General features: G+C 72.9%; 12 protein-coding genes. 1 reads left to right on the forward strand and 11 read right to left on the reverse strand.

Annotated elements, in window-relative coordinates; all coding sequences use genetic code 11:
* Positions 1–27: 27 nt before the first annotated feature.
* The 9 genes from nagA to ACIBIW_RS22290 all read right to left on the reverse strand — a co-directional run bounded on the left by nagA (position 28) and on the right by ACIBIW_RS22290 (position 10,619).
* Entirely contained in the window at positions 28–1,209 is a 1,182-nt protein-coding gene (nagA, locus tag ACIBIW_RS22250; protein WP_399338689.1) for an N-acetylglucosamine-6-phosphate deacetylase, read from the reverse strand.
* Positions 1,206–2,675: a glycoside hydrolase family 3 protein gene (locus ACIBIW_RS22255; protein ID WP_399338690.1), complete on the reverse strand. Its 1,470-nt coding sequence runs from the start codon at positions 2,673–2,675 to the stop codon at positions 1,206–1,208. The genes nagA and ACIBIW_RS22255 overlap by 4 nt, the downstream gene beginning before the upstream one ends.
* 64 nt (positions 2,676–2,739) lie before the next feature.
* Positions 2,740–3,612 carry a carbohydrate ABC transporter permease gene (locus tag ACIBIW_RS22260; protein WP_399338691.1) on the reverse strand — a complete coding sequence of 291 codons (873 nt, stop codon included), beginning with the start codon at positions 3,610–3,612 and terminating at the stop codon, positions 2,740–2,742.
* Entirely contained in the window at positions 3,609–4,580 is a 972-nt protein-coding gene (locus tag ACIBIW_RS22265; RefSeq protein ID WP_399338692.1) for a carbohydrate ABC transporter permease, read from the reverse strand. The genes ACIBIW_RS22260 and ACIBIW_RS22265 overlap by 4 nt, the downstream gene beginning before the upstream one ends.
* A gap of 17 nt (positions 4,581–4,597) precedes the next feature.
* Positions 4,598–5,899, reverse strand: coding sequence for an extracellular solute-binding protein (locus tag ACIBIW_RS22270; protein WP_399338693.1), 1,302 nt, complete (start codon positions 5,897–5,899; stop codon positions 4,598–4,600).
* A 5-nt stretch (positions 5,900–5,904) separates the two neighbouring features.
* On the reverse strand, positions 5,905–7,149 hold the full coding sequence (locus tag ACIBIW_RS22275) for an ROK family protein (protein ID WP_399338694.1): 1,245 nt from the start codon (positions 7,147–7,149) through the stop codon (positions 5,905–5,907).
* Positions 7,150–7,379: 230 nt separating this feature from the next.
* Positions 7,380–8,642, reverse strand: a complete 1,263-nt coding sequence (locus tag ACIBIW_RS22280; RefSeq protein ID WP_399338696.1) for a ricin-type beta-trefoil lectin domain protein — start codon at positions 8,640–8,642, stop codon at positions 7,380–7,382.
* A gap of 175 nt (positions 8,643–8,817) precedes the next feature.
* Entirely contained in the window at positions 8,818–9,486 is a 669-nt protein-coding gene (locus ACIBIW_RS22285; protein ID WP_399338697.1) for a response regulator, read from the reverse strand.
* On the reverse strand, positions 9,483–10,619 hold the full coding sequence (locus tag ACIBIW_RS22290) for a sensor histidine kinase (protein WP_399338698.1): 1,137 nt from the start codon (positions 10,617–10,619) through the stop codon (positions 9,483–9,485). The genes ACIBIW_RS22285 and ACIBIW_RS22290 overlap by 4 nt, the downstream gene beginning before the upstream one ends.
* Before the next feature lie 210 nt (positions 10,620–10,829).
* Here ACIBIW_RS22290 and ACIBIW_RS22295 point away from each other — a divergent pair, with 210 nt between their 5' ends.
* On the forward strand, positions 10,830–11,846 hold the full coding sequence (locus ACIBIW_RS22295; RefSeq protein ID WP_399338699.1) for a carboxymuconolactone decarboxylase family protein: 1,017 nt from the start codon (positions 10,830–10,832) through the stop codon (positions 11,844–11,846).
* A gap of 143 nt (positions 11,847–11,989) precedes the next feature.
* Here the strand turns inward: ACIBIW_RS22295 and ACIBIW_RS22300 are convergent, their stop codons facing one another.
* Entirely contained in the window at positions 11,990–12,868 is an 879-nt protein-coding gene (locus tag ACIBIW_RS22300; RefSeq protein WP_399338700.1) for a fructosamine kinase family protein, read from the reverse strand.
* Positions 12,869–12,966: 98 nt separating this feature from the next.
* Positions 12,967–14,481, reverse strand: a complete 1,515-nt coding sequence (locus ACIBIW_RS22305) for an NCS1 family nucleobase:cation symporter-1 (protein WP_399338701.1) — start codon at positions 14,479–14,481, stop codon at positions 12,967–12,969.
* Positions 14,482–14,545: the final 64 nt, after the last annotated feature.

The following is a 14,545-nucleotide window of genomic DNA, read 5'->3' on the forward strand; positions in this document are numbered from 1 at the left end:
CGCACCTCGGGAGCGCCACCGGTCCCCTCACGGCGGGGCGGACCCGGGCACGGCGGACCCGGCGAGCCACACCCGGGCGGGGCGCGTGTCCCCGTCGAGCAGCACCAGGTCGGCGCGGGCCCCGGGGCGCAGCGCCCCGCGGTCGCCCAGGCCGAGCAGGCCGGCCGCGGTCGTGGACGCCATGCGTACGGCGTCGTCCGTGCCGAGGCCCAGCACCGTACGGGCCCTGCGGAACGCCTCCGCGACGAAGAGGGTCGACCCGGCGAGGGTGCCGGTGCCGCGCAGCCGTGCCACCCCGCCGGTGACCGTCACCTCACGGTCGGCGAAGGCGTAGTCGCCGTCGGGCATGCCGGCCGCGGCCATCGCGTCGCTGACCAGGGCGAGGCGGCCTGGTCCTGCGAGGCGGTGGGCGAGGCGTGCGGTGTCGTCGGCGAGGTGGTGGCCGTCGAGGATCAGCTCGCACACCAGGCGCCCGTCGAGCAGCGCGGCGGCGACCGGGCCCGGGGCGCGGTGGTGCAGCGGTGGCATCGCGTTGAAGAGGTGGGTCACGGCGCGGGCGCCCAGCGCCACGGCACGTTCGAAGGCCGCGGGGTCCGCGTCGGTGTGCCCGAGGCACCACACCAGGTCGTCGGCGTGGTCACGGACCAGTTCGGCGGCGCCCGGCAGCTCCGGCGCGATGGTCATCGACACGGCGTGCCCGCCCGCCGCGTCCAACAGCCGCTCCAGGACGGCGGGTTCCGGCCGCCGCAGGGCGTCGGCGGTCTGTGCGCCGCGGCGCGCGGGCGAGAGGAAGGGGCCCTCGAAGTGGATGCCCACCAGGTTGGGCGCGGAGCCGTCGTCGATGACGGACGCCACGGCACGCGCCGCGGCCTCCATGGCGGGCGGTTCGACCGTGGCCACGGACGCCAGCATGGCGGTGGTGCCGTGTGCGAGGTGGCTCGCGGCGGCGGCGCGCACATCGTCCGGGTCGCCGGTGTACACGCAGTGCCCGCCGCCGCCGTGGCAGTGCGGGTCCACGAAGCCCGGTACCACGAGCCCGCCCCGCAGCTCCTCCACCGGCTCCGGGACGTCGGGCGGCGTACCGTGCCCGAGCGCGTGGACGAGCCCGTCGCGTACCAGCAGCCAGCCCGGTTCTGCCGCGGTGTCCGAGCCGGTGAACCGGCCGTTCACGAACAGCCGCCCGCCGTACGAGATCTGAGGCGGCGTCACTTCACGCCCAGGAGGGCGTCGACCGCGGCCCGCGCGCACACCCGGGAGGCGCCGAAGGTGCGTATCCAGCCGCGGAAGCCGCCGAAGTCGTCACCGGGGACGCCCATGTCGACGACGACGCACCCGGGGTGGCGGCTCAGCAGCTCGTCGAGGACCGGGCGCTGCCAGGGGAAGCGGTGGGAGCTGCGGACCAGCAGCACCACGTCCGCGTCCTGGCCGAACTCGTCGAGGTAGAGGCCGATCTCGGCCCTGATCATGCCCTCGGCGTTGTACGTGTCGCCGGCCACCGCCAGCGCCTCCACCTCCACGCCCGCCGCGCGCAGCGGCTCCTCCACGCCCCAGGAGGCGCCGCCCTGCGCGGGCGAGTGGGTGGGGTCGAGCCGGACGACGAGGGCGCGGCGCCCGCGGAGCACGGGGTCGCCGCTGGTTTCGAGGACGTCGTGCGCGAGCCGGGCGCCGACGGTGTCGTCGGGCGCGGCGCCGGTGGCGCGCGGCCTGGTGCCGAGCGCGGCGATACGGTCGTTCGCCTCGCGCAGCCGTGCCACCGGCAGGGTGCCGTCCTCGACGGCGGCGACCAGGGCGCCCGCCGCGGCGTCGACGTCGGCGCCGAACGCCCAGGCGCCGAGGCAGAGCGCGTCGGCCCCGGCGAGGACGGCGCGCACCGCGGCCTCCGGCAGGCTCGCGACGTCGCTGATGCCGTGCATCTCCAGCGCGTCGGTGATGACCACCCCGGCGAAGCCCAGTTCCTCGCGGAGCAGCCCGGTGAGCACGGCGGGGCTGATGGTGGCGGGGACGTCGTCGAGCCGGGTGAGCCGGACGTGGGACACCATGATGCTGTCGACGCCCGCCCCGATGGCGGCGCGGAACGGGTCGAGGTAGTGCGCGAGCAGTTCCTCGCGGGAGAGGTCCACGGTGGGGGTGCCGAGGTGGGCGTCGGTGGAGCTGAGGCCGTGCCCGGGGAAGTGCTTGGCGCAGGCGCTGACCCCGGCGGACTGGAGCCCCTCGACCCAGGCGGCGGCGTGCGCGGAGACGAGCGCGCGGTCGCCGCCGAAGGTGCGGATGCCGTTGGGCGAGAGCGGGTTGACCGCGGTGTCGACGGCGGGCGCCAGATCCCAGTCGACGCCCGCCGCCACCAGCGAGAGGCCGATCTGGTACGCGGCCTCGCGGGTGCGGGCGGTGTCGTCGAGGCGGCCGAGCGCGTGGTTGCCGGGCACCGACGTGCCGCCGTGGTTCTCCAGGCGGTTGACGTCGCCGCCCTCCTCGTCGATGGCGAGCAGCAGGTGTTCGCGCAGCCCGTGCAGGTCGCCGGTCAACTCCCTTATCTGCGCGGCGGATGCGATGTCCTTGCCGAACAGGACGAAGCCGCCGAGGCCCTCGGCGACGCGGGGGCGCGCCCAGCGGGGCACGGTCTGGCGGCCGAGCGCGGGGAACAGCACGCCGTGGGCGAGCCGGGACAGCTCGTTCATGGATTCCTCACCTTGCGGGTCGTCGGGGTGCGGTGGTGCGTGCGGGTGCGGCGGCGGGGCGGTGTCATCCCTTGACCGCGCCGCTCGTCATGCCGCCCACCAGGCGGCGCTGCACCAGCAGGAAGAAGACGAGGACCGGGATCGAGAAGATGGTGGAGGCCGCGATCATGGCGCCGTAGTCGACGCTCTCCGCGGTCTTGAACGACACAAGCCACACCGGCAGCGTGTAGTTGCTCTGCGACTTCATGATCACGTAGGCGAAGACGTAGTCGTCCCACGCGTTGACGAAGGCGAAGATGGAGGTGGCGACGATGCCGGGCATGAGCAGCGGCAGCAGCACCCGTACGTACATCTGGAAGCGGCCGCAGCCGTCGATGAGGGCGGCCTCCTCCAGTTCCACGGGGATGCCGTCGACGAATCCGCGCAGCGTCCAGATGGTGAACGGCAGGACGAACGTCATATAGGTGAGGACGAGTCCCGGCACGTAGTCGAGGCCGCCGATGGAGCGCAGCATCAGGTAGACGGGGATGACCATGGCCGCCGCCGGGACCATCTGCACCAGTACCAGGACGGTCAGTACGGCCTTGCGCCCGGCGAAGCGGAAGCGGGCGATGGCGATGGCCGCGAACAGCGCGATCACCAGGGACAGGACGACCGAGGAGAGCGTCACGGTCAGGGAGTTGCGCACGAACACCCAGAAGTGCGGCTTGTCCAGGGCCCGTTCGAAGTTCTCCAGGCTGGGCGGCCAGGGCAGGAAGCGCGGTACGGAGCTGAGGATGTCCCCGCGGCGTTTGAGGGCGGTGGCGACCATCCAGTAGACGGGGAACACCATCACGGCGCTGAGCACGAGCGCGATGGCGTTGTTGGCGGTGCGGCGGCGGTGCGCGGGTGAGCGCCGTGCGGCGGCCCCGCCGAGCGGCTTTCCTGACCTGCTCATACGACCTCCCCCTGCCGGGACAGCCTGCGGACGTAGGCGATGGAGAAGAGGGCGAGCAGGACGACGGTGACCACGGCGACGGACGCGCCGCTGCCGTACTGGTTGCGGCTGAACGCGGTGACGTACGCGTAGACGCCGAGGGTGGTGGTCTGTCCGTCGGGCCCGCCCTGGGTGAGCACCCAGATCGGGGTGAACGAGTTCACCGACCAGATGACTTCGAGGACGGTGAGGATCGCGAGGACCGGCCGCATGATCGGGATGGTGACGTGCCGGAAGGTCTGGAGGGTGCCCGCGCCGTCGAGGCGGGCGGCCTCGTACAGCGACTCGGGTATCTGTCCGCGCGCGGCGAAGAGGGTGAGCGCGACGAACGGCAGGCCCTTCCACACCGTCAGCACGATGATCAGCCCGAGGGCCTGCACGGGGTGCGAGAACCAGTCGTGGGCCGACAGGTCCCCGAACACCCGTACCTGGGTGAGGAGCCAGTTGACGACGCCGTACTGCGGCTGGAACATCCACTGCCACACCAGGGTGGCCGCCACCATCGGCATCGCCCACACCAGCACCAGGCAGACGGTGGTGACGACGCGCGCCCACGCGGAGACACCCATCAGCAGATGGGAGATGAGGAAGCCGAGCACCATCAGCAGGGCCACGCACACCGCCGTGAACACCACGGTGCGCAGCAGGACCGCGAGGAAGTCGTGTTCCGTGAAGATCCGGGTGAAGTTGTCGAGGCCGACGAAGTCGGACTCGCCGGTGAACAGCGAGCGGGGCCCGAAGTCCTCGGTGGACAGGACGAGCAGCCGCACCAGGGGGTAGCCCTGGATGAGCAGCAGCGCGGCCAGCGCGGGGGCGACCATCGCCCAGGGCAGCACCCGGGGCCTTGCCGGGCTGCCGCGTCGGCCCGGACCCCCGCCGCGGCCCCTGGCCTGCGGCGGGGCCTGCTTCCGCTTCTCGGTGAGTGCCATAGAGCTTCCAGGGGGTGTCAGTTGCCCAGTGAGTTGAAGGCGTCGGTCGCGTGCTTGTCGTACGCGGCGGAGGCGGTGGCGGGGTCGGAGCCGCTCGCGATCTTGGAGAAGAACTGCTCGTTGTAGCGCTCGGTCTCCAGAGTGGCCTCGCCGGGGCTGCCCGGCAGCGGTGTGCTGAGCTTGCCGGCCCGGGAGGCGACGGTGAGCTGTTCCGGCACGCCCGGCGGGGTGAAGTCGGGCGAGACCGGCAGGAGGTTGAGCGTGAGCGCCATCCGCTGCTGGAACTTCTTGCCGGTGATGATCCGCAGCCAGTCCTTGGCGGCCTTCTGGTCGGGGCTGTCGGTGGCTATGCCGATGGTGGAGCCGGAGACGATGACCGGCATGGCCTTGTCCGCGGTGTAGCCGGGCATCGCGAAGAAGCCGATGTTCCCCTTCATCTTCGGGTTCTTCTCGATGACGGCGGCGGGCTCCCACGCCTTGACGTACTCCATGGCGGCCTTGCCGTCGGCGAAGAGCTGGTCCTGGTCGGGGCTGTCGGTGTTGACGCCGACGGAGGACGGGGTGGAGCAGGTGTTCTGGAACTGCTTCCACGCCTTGAGACCGGCCTGGTTGGGCGCGGAGGACATCTCGGCGCGCCACTTGCCGTCCTGCTGGGAGGCGACCTTGCCGCCCTTGGCGAAGAGGAAGGGCATGCCGTTGAACCAGTACTGGCCCGGCAGGTAGAAGCCGGAGAAGCCGGCGGTGGCCTTGTTCGCGGAGGCCAGTGCGGAGCAGTCCTGCTGTAGTTCCGCGACGGTCTTCGGTGGGCCATCGATGCCCGCGTCGGCGAACATCTTCTTGTTGTACATGACCACCTTGGTGCCGCCGTAGAGCGGGACGGCGTACAGCTTGCCGTCGTACTCGGAGGGCGCGGACAGGCCGGTGAGCCAACTGCCGGAGTCCTCGAAGGACTTGCGGTCGCCTGTGAGGTCGGCGAGGCCGCCGGAGTAGGTCTGAAGCGGGGTCTGGGTGTTGCCCATCTCGACGATGTCCGGGGGGTTGCCGCTGGCGAGGGCGGTGGTGACCTTGGTGGCCACACCGTCCCACTGCTGCACCTGGACGTCGACCTTGATGCCGGGGTGCTTCTTGGCGAACTCGGCGTTCGCCTCCTTGACGAGCGGGCTGTCGCCCGGTCCTCCGGTCATCATCCAGACGGTCAGCGTGCCGTCGGAGTCGGCCTTCGCCCCGCCGCCACCGCCGCCGCAGGCGGTCAGTGTGAGTGCCAGTACCGCGGGCGCGGCGATGGCACATCGGGTCCGTGCTCGGTTCGGTTTCCTCACCGTTGTCACCCTTCTGCTTCCTGGTGGTGTGTGGTGTGCGGGTACGTGCCGGGTGTGCGGGTGTCGGCGGGGCAGGTGGCCAGGCGCTCGACGGCCGCGGCGCGGTCGACGGCGACGGACGCCAGGTGCTCGGGGCTCACCCCGAGCGAGGTGTGGAGCCGGCCGAGGGAGGAGGCCATGGAGCCCAGCAGTCCCCCCGAGTCGCCGAGGTCCGAGCGGCGTACGGCGCTGCGCACCCCGACCGCGTCCGCGACGCGGTCGCTGATGGCGGCGAGCTGTCCCGTGTCGAACGACTCGGAGAAGCCGCCGGTGAGCACCACCGTGCCGGGTTCGTAGGCGAGGGCGACGACGGTGACGAGGTGGGTGAGGGCGGCGTCCACCTCGGCGAGCAGTTCGGCATACCGTCCGGGTTCGGCGAAGAGTGCCTGCGCCCTCGGCACGGTCACTCCCCTGGTGCGTGCGTAGGCGACCAGGTCGGCGCCGGAGAGCAGGTCGCGCAGCCGCTCGGGGCGGCCGGGCAGCGGCAGCCGGCCGAACTCGCCGAGCAGGCCCGTCCTGCCCACCATGACCCGGCCGTCGAAGGAGACGGCGGAGCCGAGGCCCGTGCCCATCGCCAGCAGGACGGCGGTGTCCCGGTCGGGCAGCGAGCCGTACTGCAACTCGCCGAGCAGGGCCAGGTTGGAGTCGTTGCCGACGACCGTCTCGACGCCGAGCAGCGCCGAGACCGCCTCGATGAACTCGGTGCCCTTGATCTGGCCGAGATTGTGCGAGTTCACGACGGACCTGCCGTCGCCCGTGATGACGCCCGGCAGGCCGATCGTGACGGTGTGCAGGGGGGCGCCCCCGCCGTGATCGGCGACGAGTCCCGCGACCCGGTCCGCCACCCAGGCGGCGAGTTCCCTCGCGCTCGCGCCGCGGGGGGTGGCGTCGCGGCTGCGGATGAGGGCGCGGCCGAGCGCGTCCGCGACCACCGCGCGGCAGTTGGTGCCGCCCAGGTCGATTCCGCAGACCAGCGCCGCGGCGCCGTTGAAGCCCACGGTCGTCGACTGCCTGCCTGGTCCTTCGCGCAGTACCCTGCGGCCCTCCCTGACGAGGGCCTCGGCCATCAGATCGTCCACGATGCGGAACACCGTGGCCCGGCTGAGACCGGTGTCGGCGATGAGCTGCTGCCGGTCCACCTCGGCGCCGGAGAGCAGGGCGGCCAGCACGGCGCTGCGGTTGGAGGTACGGGGGAGCGAGGTAGTTGCCACAATTCCTCTCACGCTGAGATTAATTTGTGGGCACTACCTTAGCGACGCCACCGTGTCGAAAACCAGACACCGGCATCACGTTCGGGTAAACGAACGAACTCAGCGGTCACCGGGCGCCGCGGGAGGCGCCGGGACATGGCGAGGCCCCGGCCGCGCGCGGGGCCGCGGCCGGGGCAGGGGTGGTACGGGGTCGGCCCCCGTGCCGTGGACAGGTCAGGGGGCGGCGGGGGTCAGGACATGGTCCACTTCTGGTTCGCGGAGCCGGTGCAGGTCCAGATCTGCAACCTGGTGCCGTTGGCGGAGGAGTTGTCGGTGGCGTCCAGGCACTTGTTGGCCTGGAGGTTGACGATGTCGTGGGTGGCGGCGTTGTACGTCCACCGCTGGTTGCCGCCGCCCGTGCAGTCCCAGAGCTGGACCTTGGCGCCGTCCGCGGTGCTGTTGTCGACGATGTCGAGGCACTTGCCGAGGGCGCGCAGGCTGTCGCCGTTCACGGACCACTGCTGGGCGTTCGAGCCGTTGCAGTCGTAGAGCTGCACGGGGGTGCCGTTGGCGCTGCTCGCGCTCGCCACGTCGACGCACTTGCCGCCGGTTCCGGTGATCCGGCCGCCACCGCCGCCGCCCCCACTGGTGGAGACGTGGACGTAGTCCACGACGAGTTGCTGCGGGAAGGAGGTGGACCCGTCGGGGTCGCCCGGCCAGTAGCCGCCGACCGCGAGGTTGAGGATCAGGAAGAACGACTTGTTGAACACCCACTGGTTGCCGCCGACGTCGGCAGGGGTGCGCGTCTGGTACACGTTGCCGTCCACCGACCAGCGGATGGAGTCGGGCGCCCAGTCGATCGCGAAGGTGTGGAAGCCGTCCGCGAACGCCTGCCCGCCGGGCAGCGAGTATCCGGCGCCGATGCCGCCGGAGCCGGAGTAGCCGGGCCCGTGGATGGTGCCGTGCACGGTGGAGGGCTCGAAGCCGACGTTCTCCATGATGTCGATCTCGCCCTGCGCGGGCCAGCCGCCACCGCCGTTGCCGAGCATCCAGAACGCGGGCCACATGCCCTGGCCCCTGGGGATCTTCATCCGGGTCTCGACGTGCCCGTACGCGGCGTCGAACCGGCCCGCGGTGTTCAGCCGCGCGGAGGTGTACTCGCAGCGCCCGTACCAGCACTGGTAGTTGTCCGGGTTCTCGCGGCGCGCGGTGATGACCAGGTGGCCCTGGCCGTCGAGCGCGGCGTTGCTCGTGCCCGAGGTGTAGTACTGCCGCTCGTGGTTGTTGACGTTGTCACCGGTCTCGGTCTGCCAGACCGCGCCGTTGGCGCCCGCGCCCGCGGGACCGTCGAAGTCCTCGGTGAGGGCCGCCTTCAGCCGGGGCGCCGCGGCGGCCGTGGCGTGGTCGGCGGCCGAGGCGTGGTCGGCGGCCGAGGCCGTGGGTACCAGGAGTCCCGCGGAACAGAACGCGGCGGCGGTCCAGACGAGGAGTCTTCGTCGCCAGGGAACGCGCATGGGGCATCACATCACTTCCGTGTGGGGGCGTGCCGGGGCACACCGCAAAGTGAGAGCCGTGCGGAGAACATGTGACGCGCTTGCTTCAGGGCTTGATTTAATGAGCGGCCGCCAGGACCCGTCAAGGTATATGTCTGGACCAATTCCGCCGGGGGTGCGGGCGCGGGCGCCCGGCTCAGCCGCGCGGCTCCCGCGCCGTCACGAGCCCCGACTCGTAGGCGAACACGACGAGTTGGGCGCGGTCCCTGGCGCCCACCTTGGCCATGGCGCGGCTGACGTGCGTCTTCACCGTGAACGGGCTGATCACCATGTGCGCGGCGATCTCCTCGTTGCCGAGCCCGCGCGCCGCGAGCGCCGTCACCTCGCGCTCCCTGCGGGTGAGGCAGGAGAGCGCGGGAGCGGTGAACCGGTCGGGCGGGCGTGCGACGAAGGCGCCGATCAGCCTGCGGGTCACCGAGGGCGACAACAGCGCCTCCCCGGCGGCGACCACCTCGATGGCCTGAAGCAGGTCCCCCGGCTCGGTGTCCTTCAGCAGGAACCCGCTCGCCCCGGCCCGCAGCCCCTCGAACACGTACTCGTCGAGGCCGTAGTTGGTCAGGATCACCACCCGTACGCCGCCGAGCGCGGGGTCGGCCGCGATCCGCCGGGTGGCCTCGATGCCGGAGAGCACCGGCATCTGCACGTCGACGAGCGCGACGTCCGGCACGGTCTCGCGCACCAGCGCCACACCCCGTTCGCCGTCGGCCGCCTCCCCCACCACCTCGATGCCGTCCTCGGCGTCGAGGAGCGCCCGGAAGCCGGCCCGCATCAGCGCCTGGTCGTCGACGAGCACCACCCGGATCACCGCGCCGCCTCCCGCGCCGCCACCGGCAGCACCGCGCGCACCGCGAAGCCGCCGCCGGGCCGCGGCCCGGTGTCCAGGGTGCCGCCGAGCGCGGCCACCCGCTCCCGCATCCCGGTGAGGCCGGTCCCGGGCGGGGGCGGCGGCCCCGGGAGGGCCCTGCCGTCGTCCTCCACGCTCACCGTCACCGTGTCCCCGCCGTGTTCGATGCCGACCGTCACCGCCGCCGAACGCCCCGCGTGCCTGGCCACGTTGGTCAGCGCCTCCTGCACGATGCGGTACACCGCGCCGCTCACCCGCGGCGGCAGCTCGCGGCCGCCCCCGGTGACCTTCAGCTCGGCCGCGATCCCCGCGGACCGCGCCCGCGCCACCAACTGCCCGGGATCGCCCGCGGGTTCGCCGTCCTCGCGCAGCACGTCGAGGGTCGCGCGCAGCTCCCGCATGGCCTCGCTGCCCGCCTCCTGGATGGCCAGCAGCGCCGGCGGCACCTCCTCGCCCCGCTTGCGCGCCAGATGCACCGCCACCCCCGCCTGCAACTTGACGATGGAGATGCTGTGGGTCAGCGAGTCGTGCAACTCGCGTGCGATGCGCAGCCGTTCCTCACCCGCACGGCGCAACGCGGCCTCCTCGCGGGTGCGTTCCGCCTCCAGGGCGCGCTCCTCGGTCTGGCGCAGATACGCCCGCCAGTTCTTGCCCGCGAGACCCGTCAGCACCGCGCACAGGAACCAGCCCGCGAGCAGCACGGTGGCCTCCACCCGGCCCGCCGTGTGCGGGCCCGCGACGAAGGACCCGGTGAGGAACGCCACCGCCGCCACCGCCGCGAGCGCCCGCCGCCCGGTGCGCGCCGCCGTCAGATGCACGGCCACGAACACCGGCACCGCCGCCAGGCTGCGCGGCGAGTCCACGAACAGGGCGAGAGTGATCGCCGCGGTGGTGAACACCAGTACCGCCAGGGGCGCGAGCCGGTGCAGCACCAGTGCAGCCGCCCCCGCCGCCAGCAGCGCGTAACCGCCCGCGCCCGCGCCGCCGTCGAGCGCGGGCGGCACCACCGCCGCGGCGCAGCACAGCACCGCGGCCCCCGCATCCTGGTAGGTGGCCCGGTCGGCACCGGCCCCGCCCCCCGATTCCTCGTGCATGTCGGCACGGTATCCCCGGCCGGGGCCGCACGCGTCGCCCTGGCGTACCGGACGCGCACTACTCCCCGGGGAGTACGGCCCGCACGGCGCGCCCTCGGCGGCGTAGCGCACGGTGTGTCCGCGCGGACGACGCGGCGGCGCTCCCCCGGCCGCCATCATCGGAGGCGACCGGCCGGGGAGCACCCGGCTCCACAGCCCCGGGAGGCGCCGATGCCCACCCCGTTCCCCTCGCCGTTCCGCTTCACCGCTCCCCCGCCGCCGAAGGCCGCCACCGGGCCCACCGCCGGTGTCTACGAGCAGATCGGCCGGGACTTCGGCATTCAGAACCCACCCACCTTCGTGGTGCTGTCCTCCGCGCCCACCCTGCTCACCGCCGCCTGGGCGCTGATGCGCGAGTCGCTGCTCGCGGGCCCCGGGCCGCGCACCGGGAAGGAACTCGTCTCCGCGGGCGTCTCGCTCGCCAACCGGTGCGCGTTCTGCGTCGACGCGCACACCATGCTGCTGCACGCCACAGGCGACCACGCCGCGGCCGAGTCCCTGGCCCACGGCAGACGCCCCGCGGACCCGGGCCAGGAGCGGCTGCTCGCCTGGGGCGAGGCGAGCAGGACGCCCGGCAGCCCGAGGCTGCGCCCGCTGCCGTTCCCCGCGGCGCAGGCGCCCGGGTACGTCGGCTCCGCGCTGGCGTTCCACTTCATCAACCGTGTCGTGTCCGCGCTGCTCACCGAGCAGTTGCTGCCCGGCGGCGCGCAGCGGCTGCGCCCGGTGCGCTCCCTGCTCGGCCGCACCGTGGCGGCGGCCGTACGGCGGGAGGTCGAGCCCGGGCTCAGCCTGCCGCTGCTGCACGACGCGCAGGTGCCGGGCGGTGTGCCCGCGTGGGCGGGCGACACCCCGGTCGGGCCCGCGTACACCGCGCTGCGGGCCGCGGCGCTCGCGGGCGAGGGCCTGCTCGACCGGGAGGAGGCCGACACGGTGGAGCGCGCCGTCGCCGCCTGGGACGGCGGGCATCCACCGGCGGTCGGCGAGGGCGTCCCCGGCCGTGAACTCCCGGGCGCGCGCCTCGCGTTGCTCGCCGCGTTCGCCCCGTACCGCATCACCCCCGAGGACGTCGGCGCCTGGCGCTCGGCCGCCCACACCGACCACTGCCTGGTCCACCTCGTGGCGTACGGGGCGTTCCGCGCGGTGGACAGGATCGAGACCGCGCTGCCGATGGCGACGGCGGCGGGCTAAACCGCCATACCGTCGAGGGGGGGACGCGGGCGCGATGGAGTTCCGGGAGGTGCCCGAGCCGACGGCGGGCGAGGGCCAGGTGCTCGTCCGGGTGCGGGCCGCGGGTCTTAACCCGCCCGGCCGACGCGCGTCCTGACGGGATGTCATCCCTTGCGGTGCCGGAACGGGGCGATGATGTCGCGGACGGCCCCGGCGGCGCCCCAGTCGTCCATGTCGTGGGCGACGGTGCTGAGGAGTTCGCGCAGGTGCAGCAGCGGCATGCGCACTCTCCAGCCGTCCAGGAGCCCGGCCCGCTCCCGGTAGACGGCGAAGAACCGGTCGGCGGACGGCGGGCGGGGCGAGCACCAGAGCATGCTGAGGTCGACCTCGGGCCAGGTGTAGGACACCGCGGGGTCGATCAGCGCCGGGGAGCCGCCGGCGGTGGCGACGATGTTTCCCTGCCACAGGTCGCCATGGGTGAGGCAGGGCGGCTGGGCCGGGACCAGGTCGGGCAGGGCGGCGCAGAGCCGCTCCAGGGCGCGCCGCTCCTCGCGGTCGAACGCGGCCTCGACGCGCGGTTCCGGCAGCCACCGCAGGATGCGCCGCTCGGCGAAGAAGGTGTGGCCGTCCGTCTCCCAGGTGTTGTGCTGGCGCATCCTGCCCAGCCATCCGGGGCGGTGCCAGCCGAAGCGGTCGGTCCCGGTGGCGGTATGGAGGCGGGCGACCATATGGGCGAGTTCTTCCCAGAAGGGCTCGTCGTCCCGGCGCGGCCGCATCCTCTCCATGACGAGCAGCCGCGGTGTCACGCGCAGCACCCCGGGTGTGGTCGCCCCGCCGAGGGTGCGCAGTTCGGCGAGGCCCAGGGACTCGACCGTGAACACGTCGGAGTCCGGCGCCGTCAGCGTCTTCGCGAAGACCCGGCCGCCGCCGCGGAGCGTGACCACCCCGGCGACGGCGACCACACCGCCGACGGCCTCCTCCACCGTCTCGACGGCGAAGCCCGTCTCCCGCAGCCGCTCGACGAGTATCTCCCCGCTGGACATAGGGAGAGGGAAGCACACCCGCGGCCCGTGCGGTGGCCGAACGGGCCGCGCAGTGGCCGCCGGGACGGGAAGGGGGGGGCCAGGGGTACGGCCCCGGGCTATCGCCGCCTGGACAGCGCGAGGTACACGAGGAACGCCGAGCCGAGCCCCACCGCCCAGCCGTAGTCCGCCAGCGGTTCCAGTGGCGGAATGAGGCCGTCGCGGGGGAACGGCCCGGCCCCGGGCTCCGAGTGGGAGCCGCCGACCGCGAGGAGGCCGCCAACCAGGAACGCCAGCACCGCCCGCCAGTTCCAGCCGCCGCGGTACCAGTAGCGCCCCCCGCGGCTGTACAGGTCGACGAGTTCAAGCGAGGTGCGGCGCACCACCCAGTAGTCCGCGATCAGGATGCCGGCAACGGTGCCGAGGAGCCCGCCGACCACCCCGAGCCATACGTAGATGTACACCTCGGGCGACTCGATGAGCTTCCAGGGGAAGATCACCACCCCGATGACGCCGGTGACCAGCGCGCCGGTGCGGAAGTTGATGAACCGCGGCGCCAGGTTGGCGAGATCGTAGGCGGGCGAGACCACGTTCGCGGCGAGGTTGGACGAGATGGTCGCGATCAGCACCGTCAGCAGCGCGAACAGCAGCCCGAAGGTGTTGTCGGCCTGGCCCGCGAGGTCCACGGGCTCCCAGATCGGCTTGCCGAAAACCGCCTGGGAGCCCGAGGTGACCAGCACGGACAGCAGGGCGAACGCGGTCATCGTGGTGGGCAGGCCCAGGGTCTGGCCCCACACCTGGGCGCGCTGCCCCTTGCCGAAGCGGGTGAAGTCGGGGATGTTCAGCGACAGCGTCGACCAGAAGCCGATCATGCCCATGAGCGCGGGGAAGAACACCGGCCAGAAGTCCCCGCCCCAGCCGAGCCGGGACGGCTGGTCGAGCAGCGGTCCGAGGCCGCCTGCCCGCCCCGCCATCCACACCAGCAGCACCACGGCGCCGACGAAGACGAAGGGGCCCGCCCAGTTCTCGAAGCGCCGCAGCGCCTCCATCCCCCGGTGGATAATGGCGAGTTGGAGCACCCAGAACGCGGCGAAGCACACCCAGAGCGTCCACGGGTAGCCGCCGAACTCGGCCGCGTCCTCCCAGCCGCCGCCGAACACCTTGTTCAGCAGGACATAGACGCCCTGCCCACCGATCCAGGTCTGGATGCCGAACCAGCCGCAGGCGACGGCGGCCCGCAGCAGCGCCGGCAGGTTGGCGCCGCGCACCCCGAACGAGGCCCGGGAGAGCACCGGGAAGGGGATGCCGTACTTGGGGCCCGCGTGGCCGGTGAGCAGCATCGGCGCGAGCACGATCACATTGGCGAGCGCGATGGTGAAGACGGCCTGCTTCCAGTCCATCCCCAGCGCGACGAGGCCGGAGGCCAGCGTCCAGGAGGGGATGTTGTGGGCCATGCCGATCCACAGCGCGGTGAAGTTGTACGTGCCCCAGTGCCGCTGGGACACCGGTATCGGCCTGAGGTCGTCGTTGGCGTACCGGCTGCCCTCCGGGTAGGCGCCGGGGTTCAGCTCCACCCTGCCGTCGGGCGCGGTGGACTGGGTGGGGGCGGGAGCGGTGGGTGCGGTGTCGGTCATGTGCTGCCCCGTTCGCTGGTAGGGAACGCCGGGTGGGGTGACCGTGCGGGTGCGGGCGGGGTGG

The organism is Streptomyces sp. NPDC050560 (assembly GCF_044457285.1).
GTDB lineage: Bacteria > Actinomycetota > Actinomycetes > Streptomycetales > Streptomycetaceae > Streptomyces.

Coding starts and splice junctions, on each gene's coding strand:
- ACIBIW_RS22255 (WP_399338690.1), bottom strand. CDS start 2,675: ATGAACGAGCTGTCCCGGCTCGCCCACGGCGTGCTGTTCCCCGCGCTC.
- ACIBIW_RS22260 (WP_399338691.1), bottom strand. CDS start 3,612: ATGAGCAGGTCAGGAAAGCCGCTCGGCGGGGCCGCCGCACGGCGCTCA.
- ACIBIW_RS22265 (WP_399338692.1), bottom strand. CDS start 4,580: ATGGCACTCACCGAGAAGCGGAAGCAGGCCCCGCCGCAGGCCAGGGGC.
- ACIBIW_RS22280 (WP_399338696.1), bottom strand. CDS start 8,642: ATGCGCGTTCCCTGGCGACGAAGACTCCTCGTCTGGACCGCCGCCGCG.
- ACIBIW_RS22290 (WP_399338698.1), bottom strand. CDS start 10,619: ATGCACGAGGAATCGGGGGGCGGGGCCGGTGCCGACCGGGCCACCTAC.
- ACIBIW_RS22295 (WP_399338699.1), top strand. CDS start 10,830: ATGCCCACCCCGTTCCCCTCGCCGTTCCGCTTCACCGCTCCCCCGCCG.
- ACIBIW_RS22300 (WP_399338700.1), bottom strand. CDS start 12,868: ATGTCCAGCGGGGAGATACTCGTCGAGCGGCTGCGGGAGACGGGCTTC.
- ACIBIW_RS22305 (WP_399338701.1), bottom strand. CDS start 14,481: ATGACCGACACCGCACCCACCGCTCCCGCCCCCACCCAGTCCACCGCG.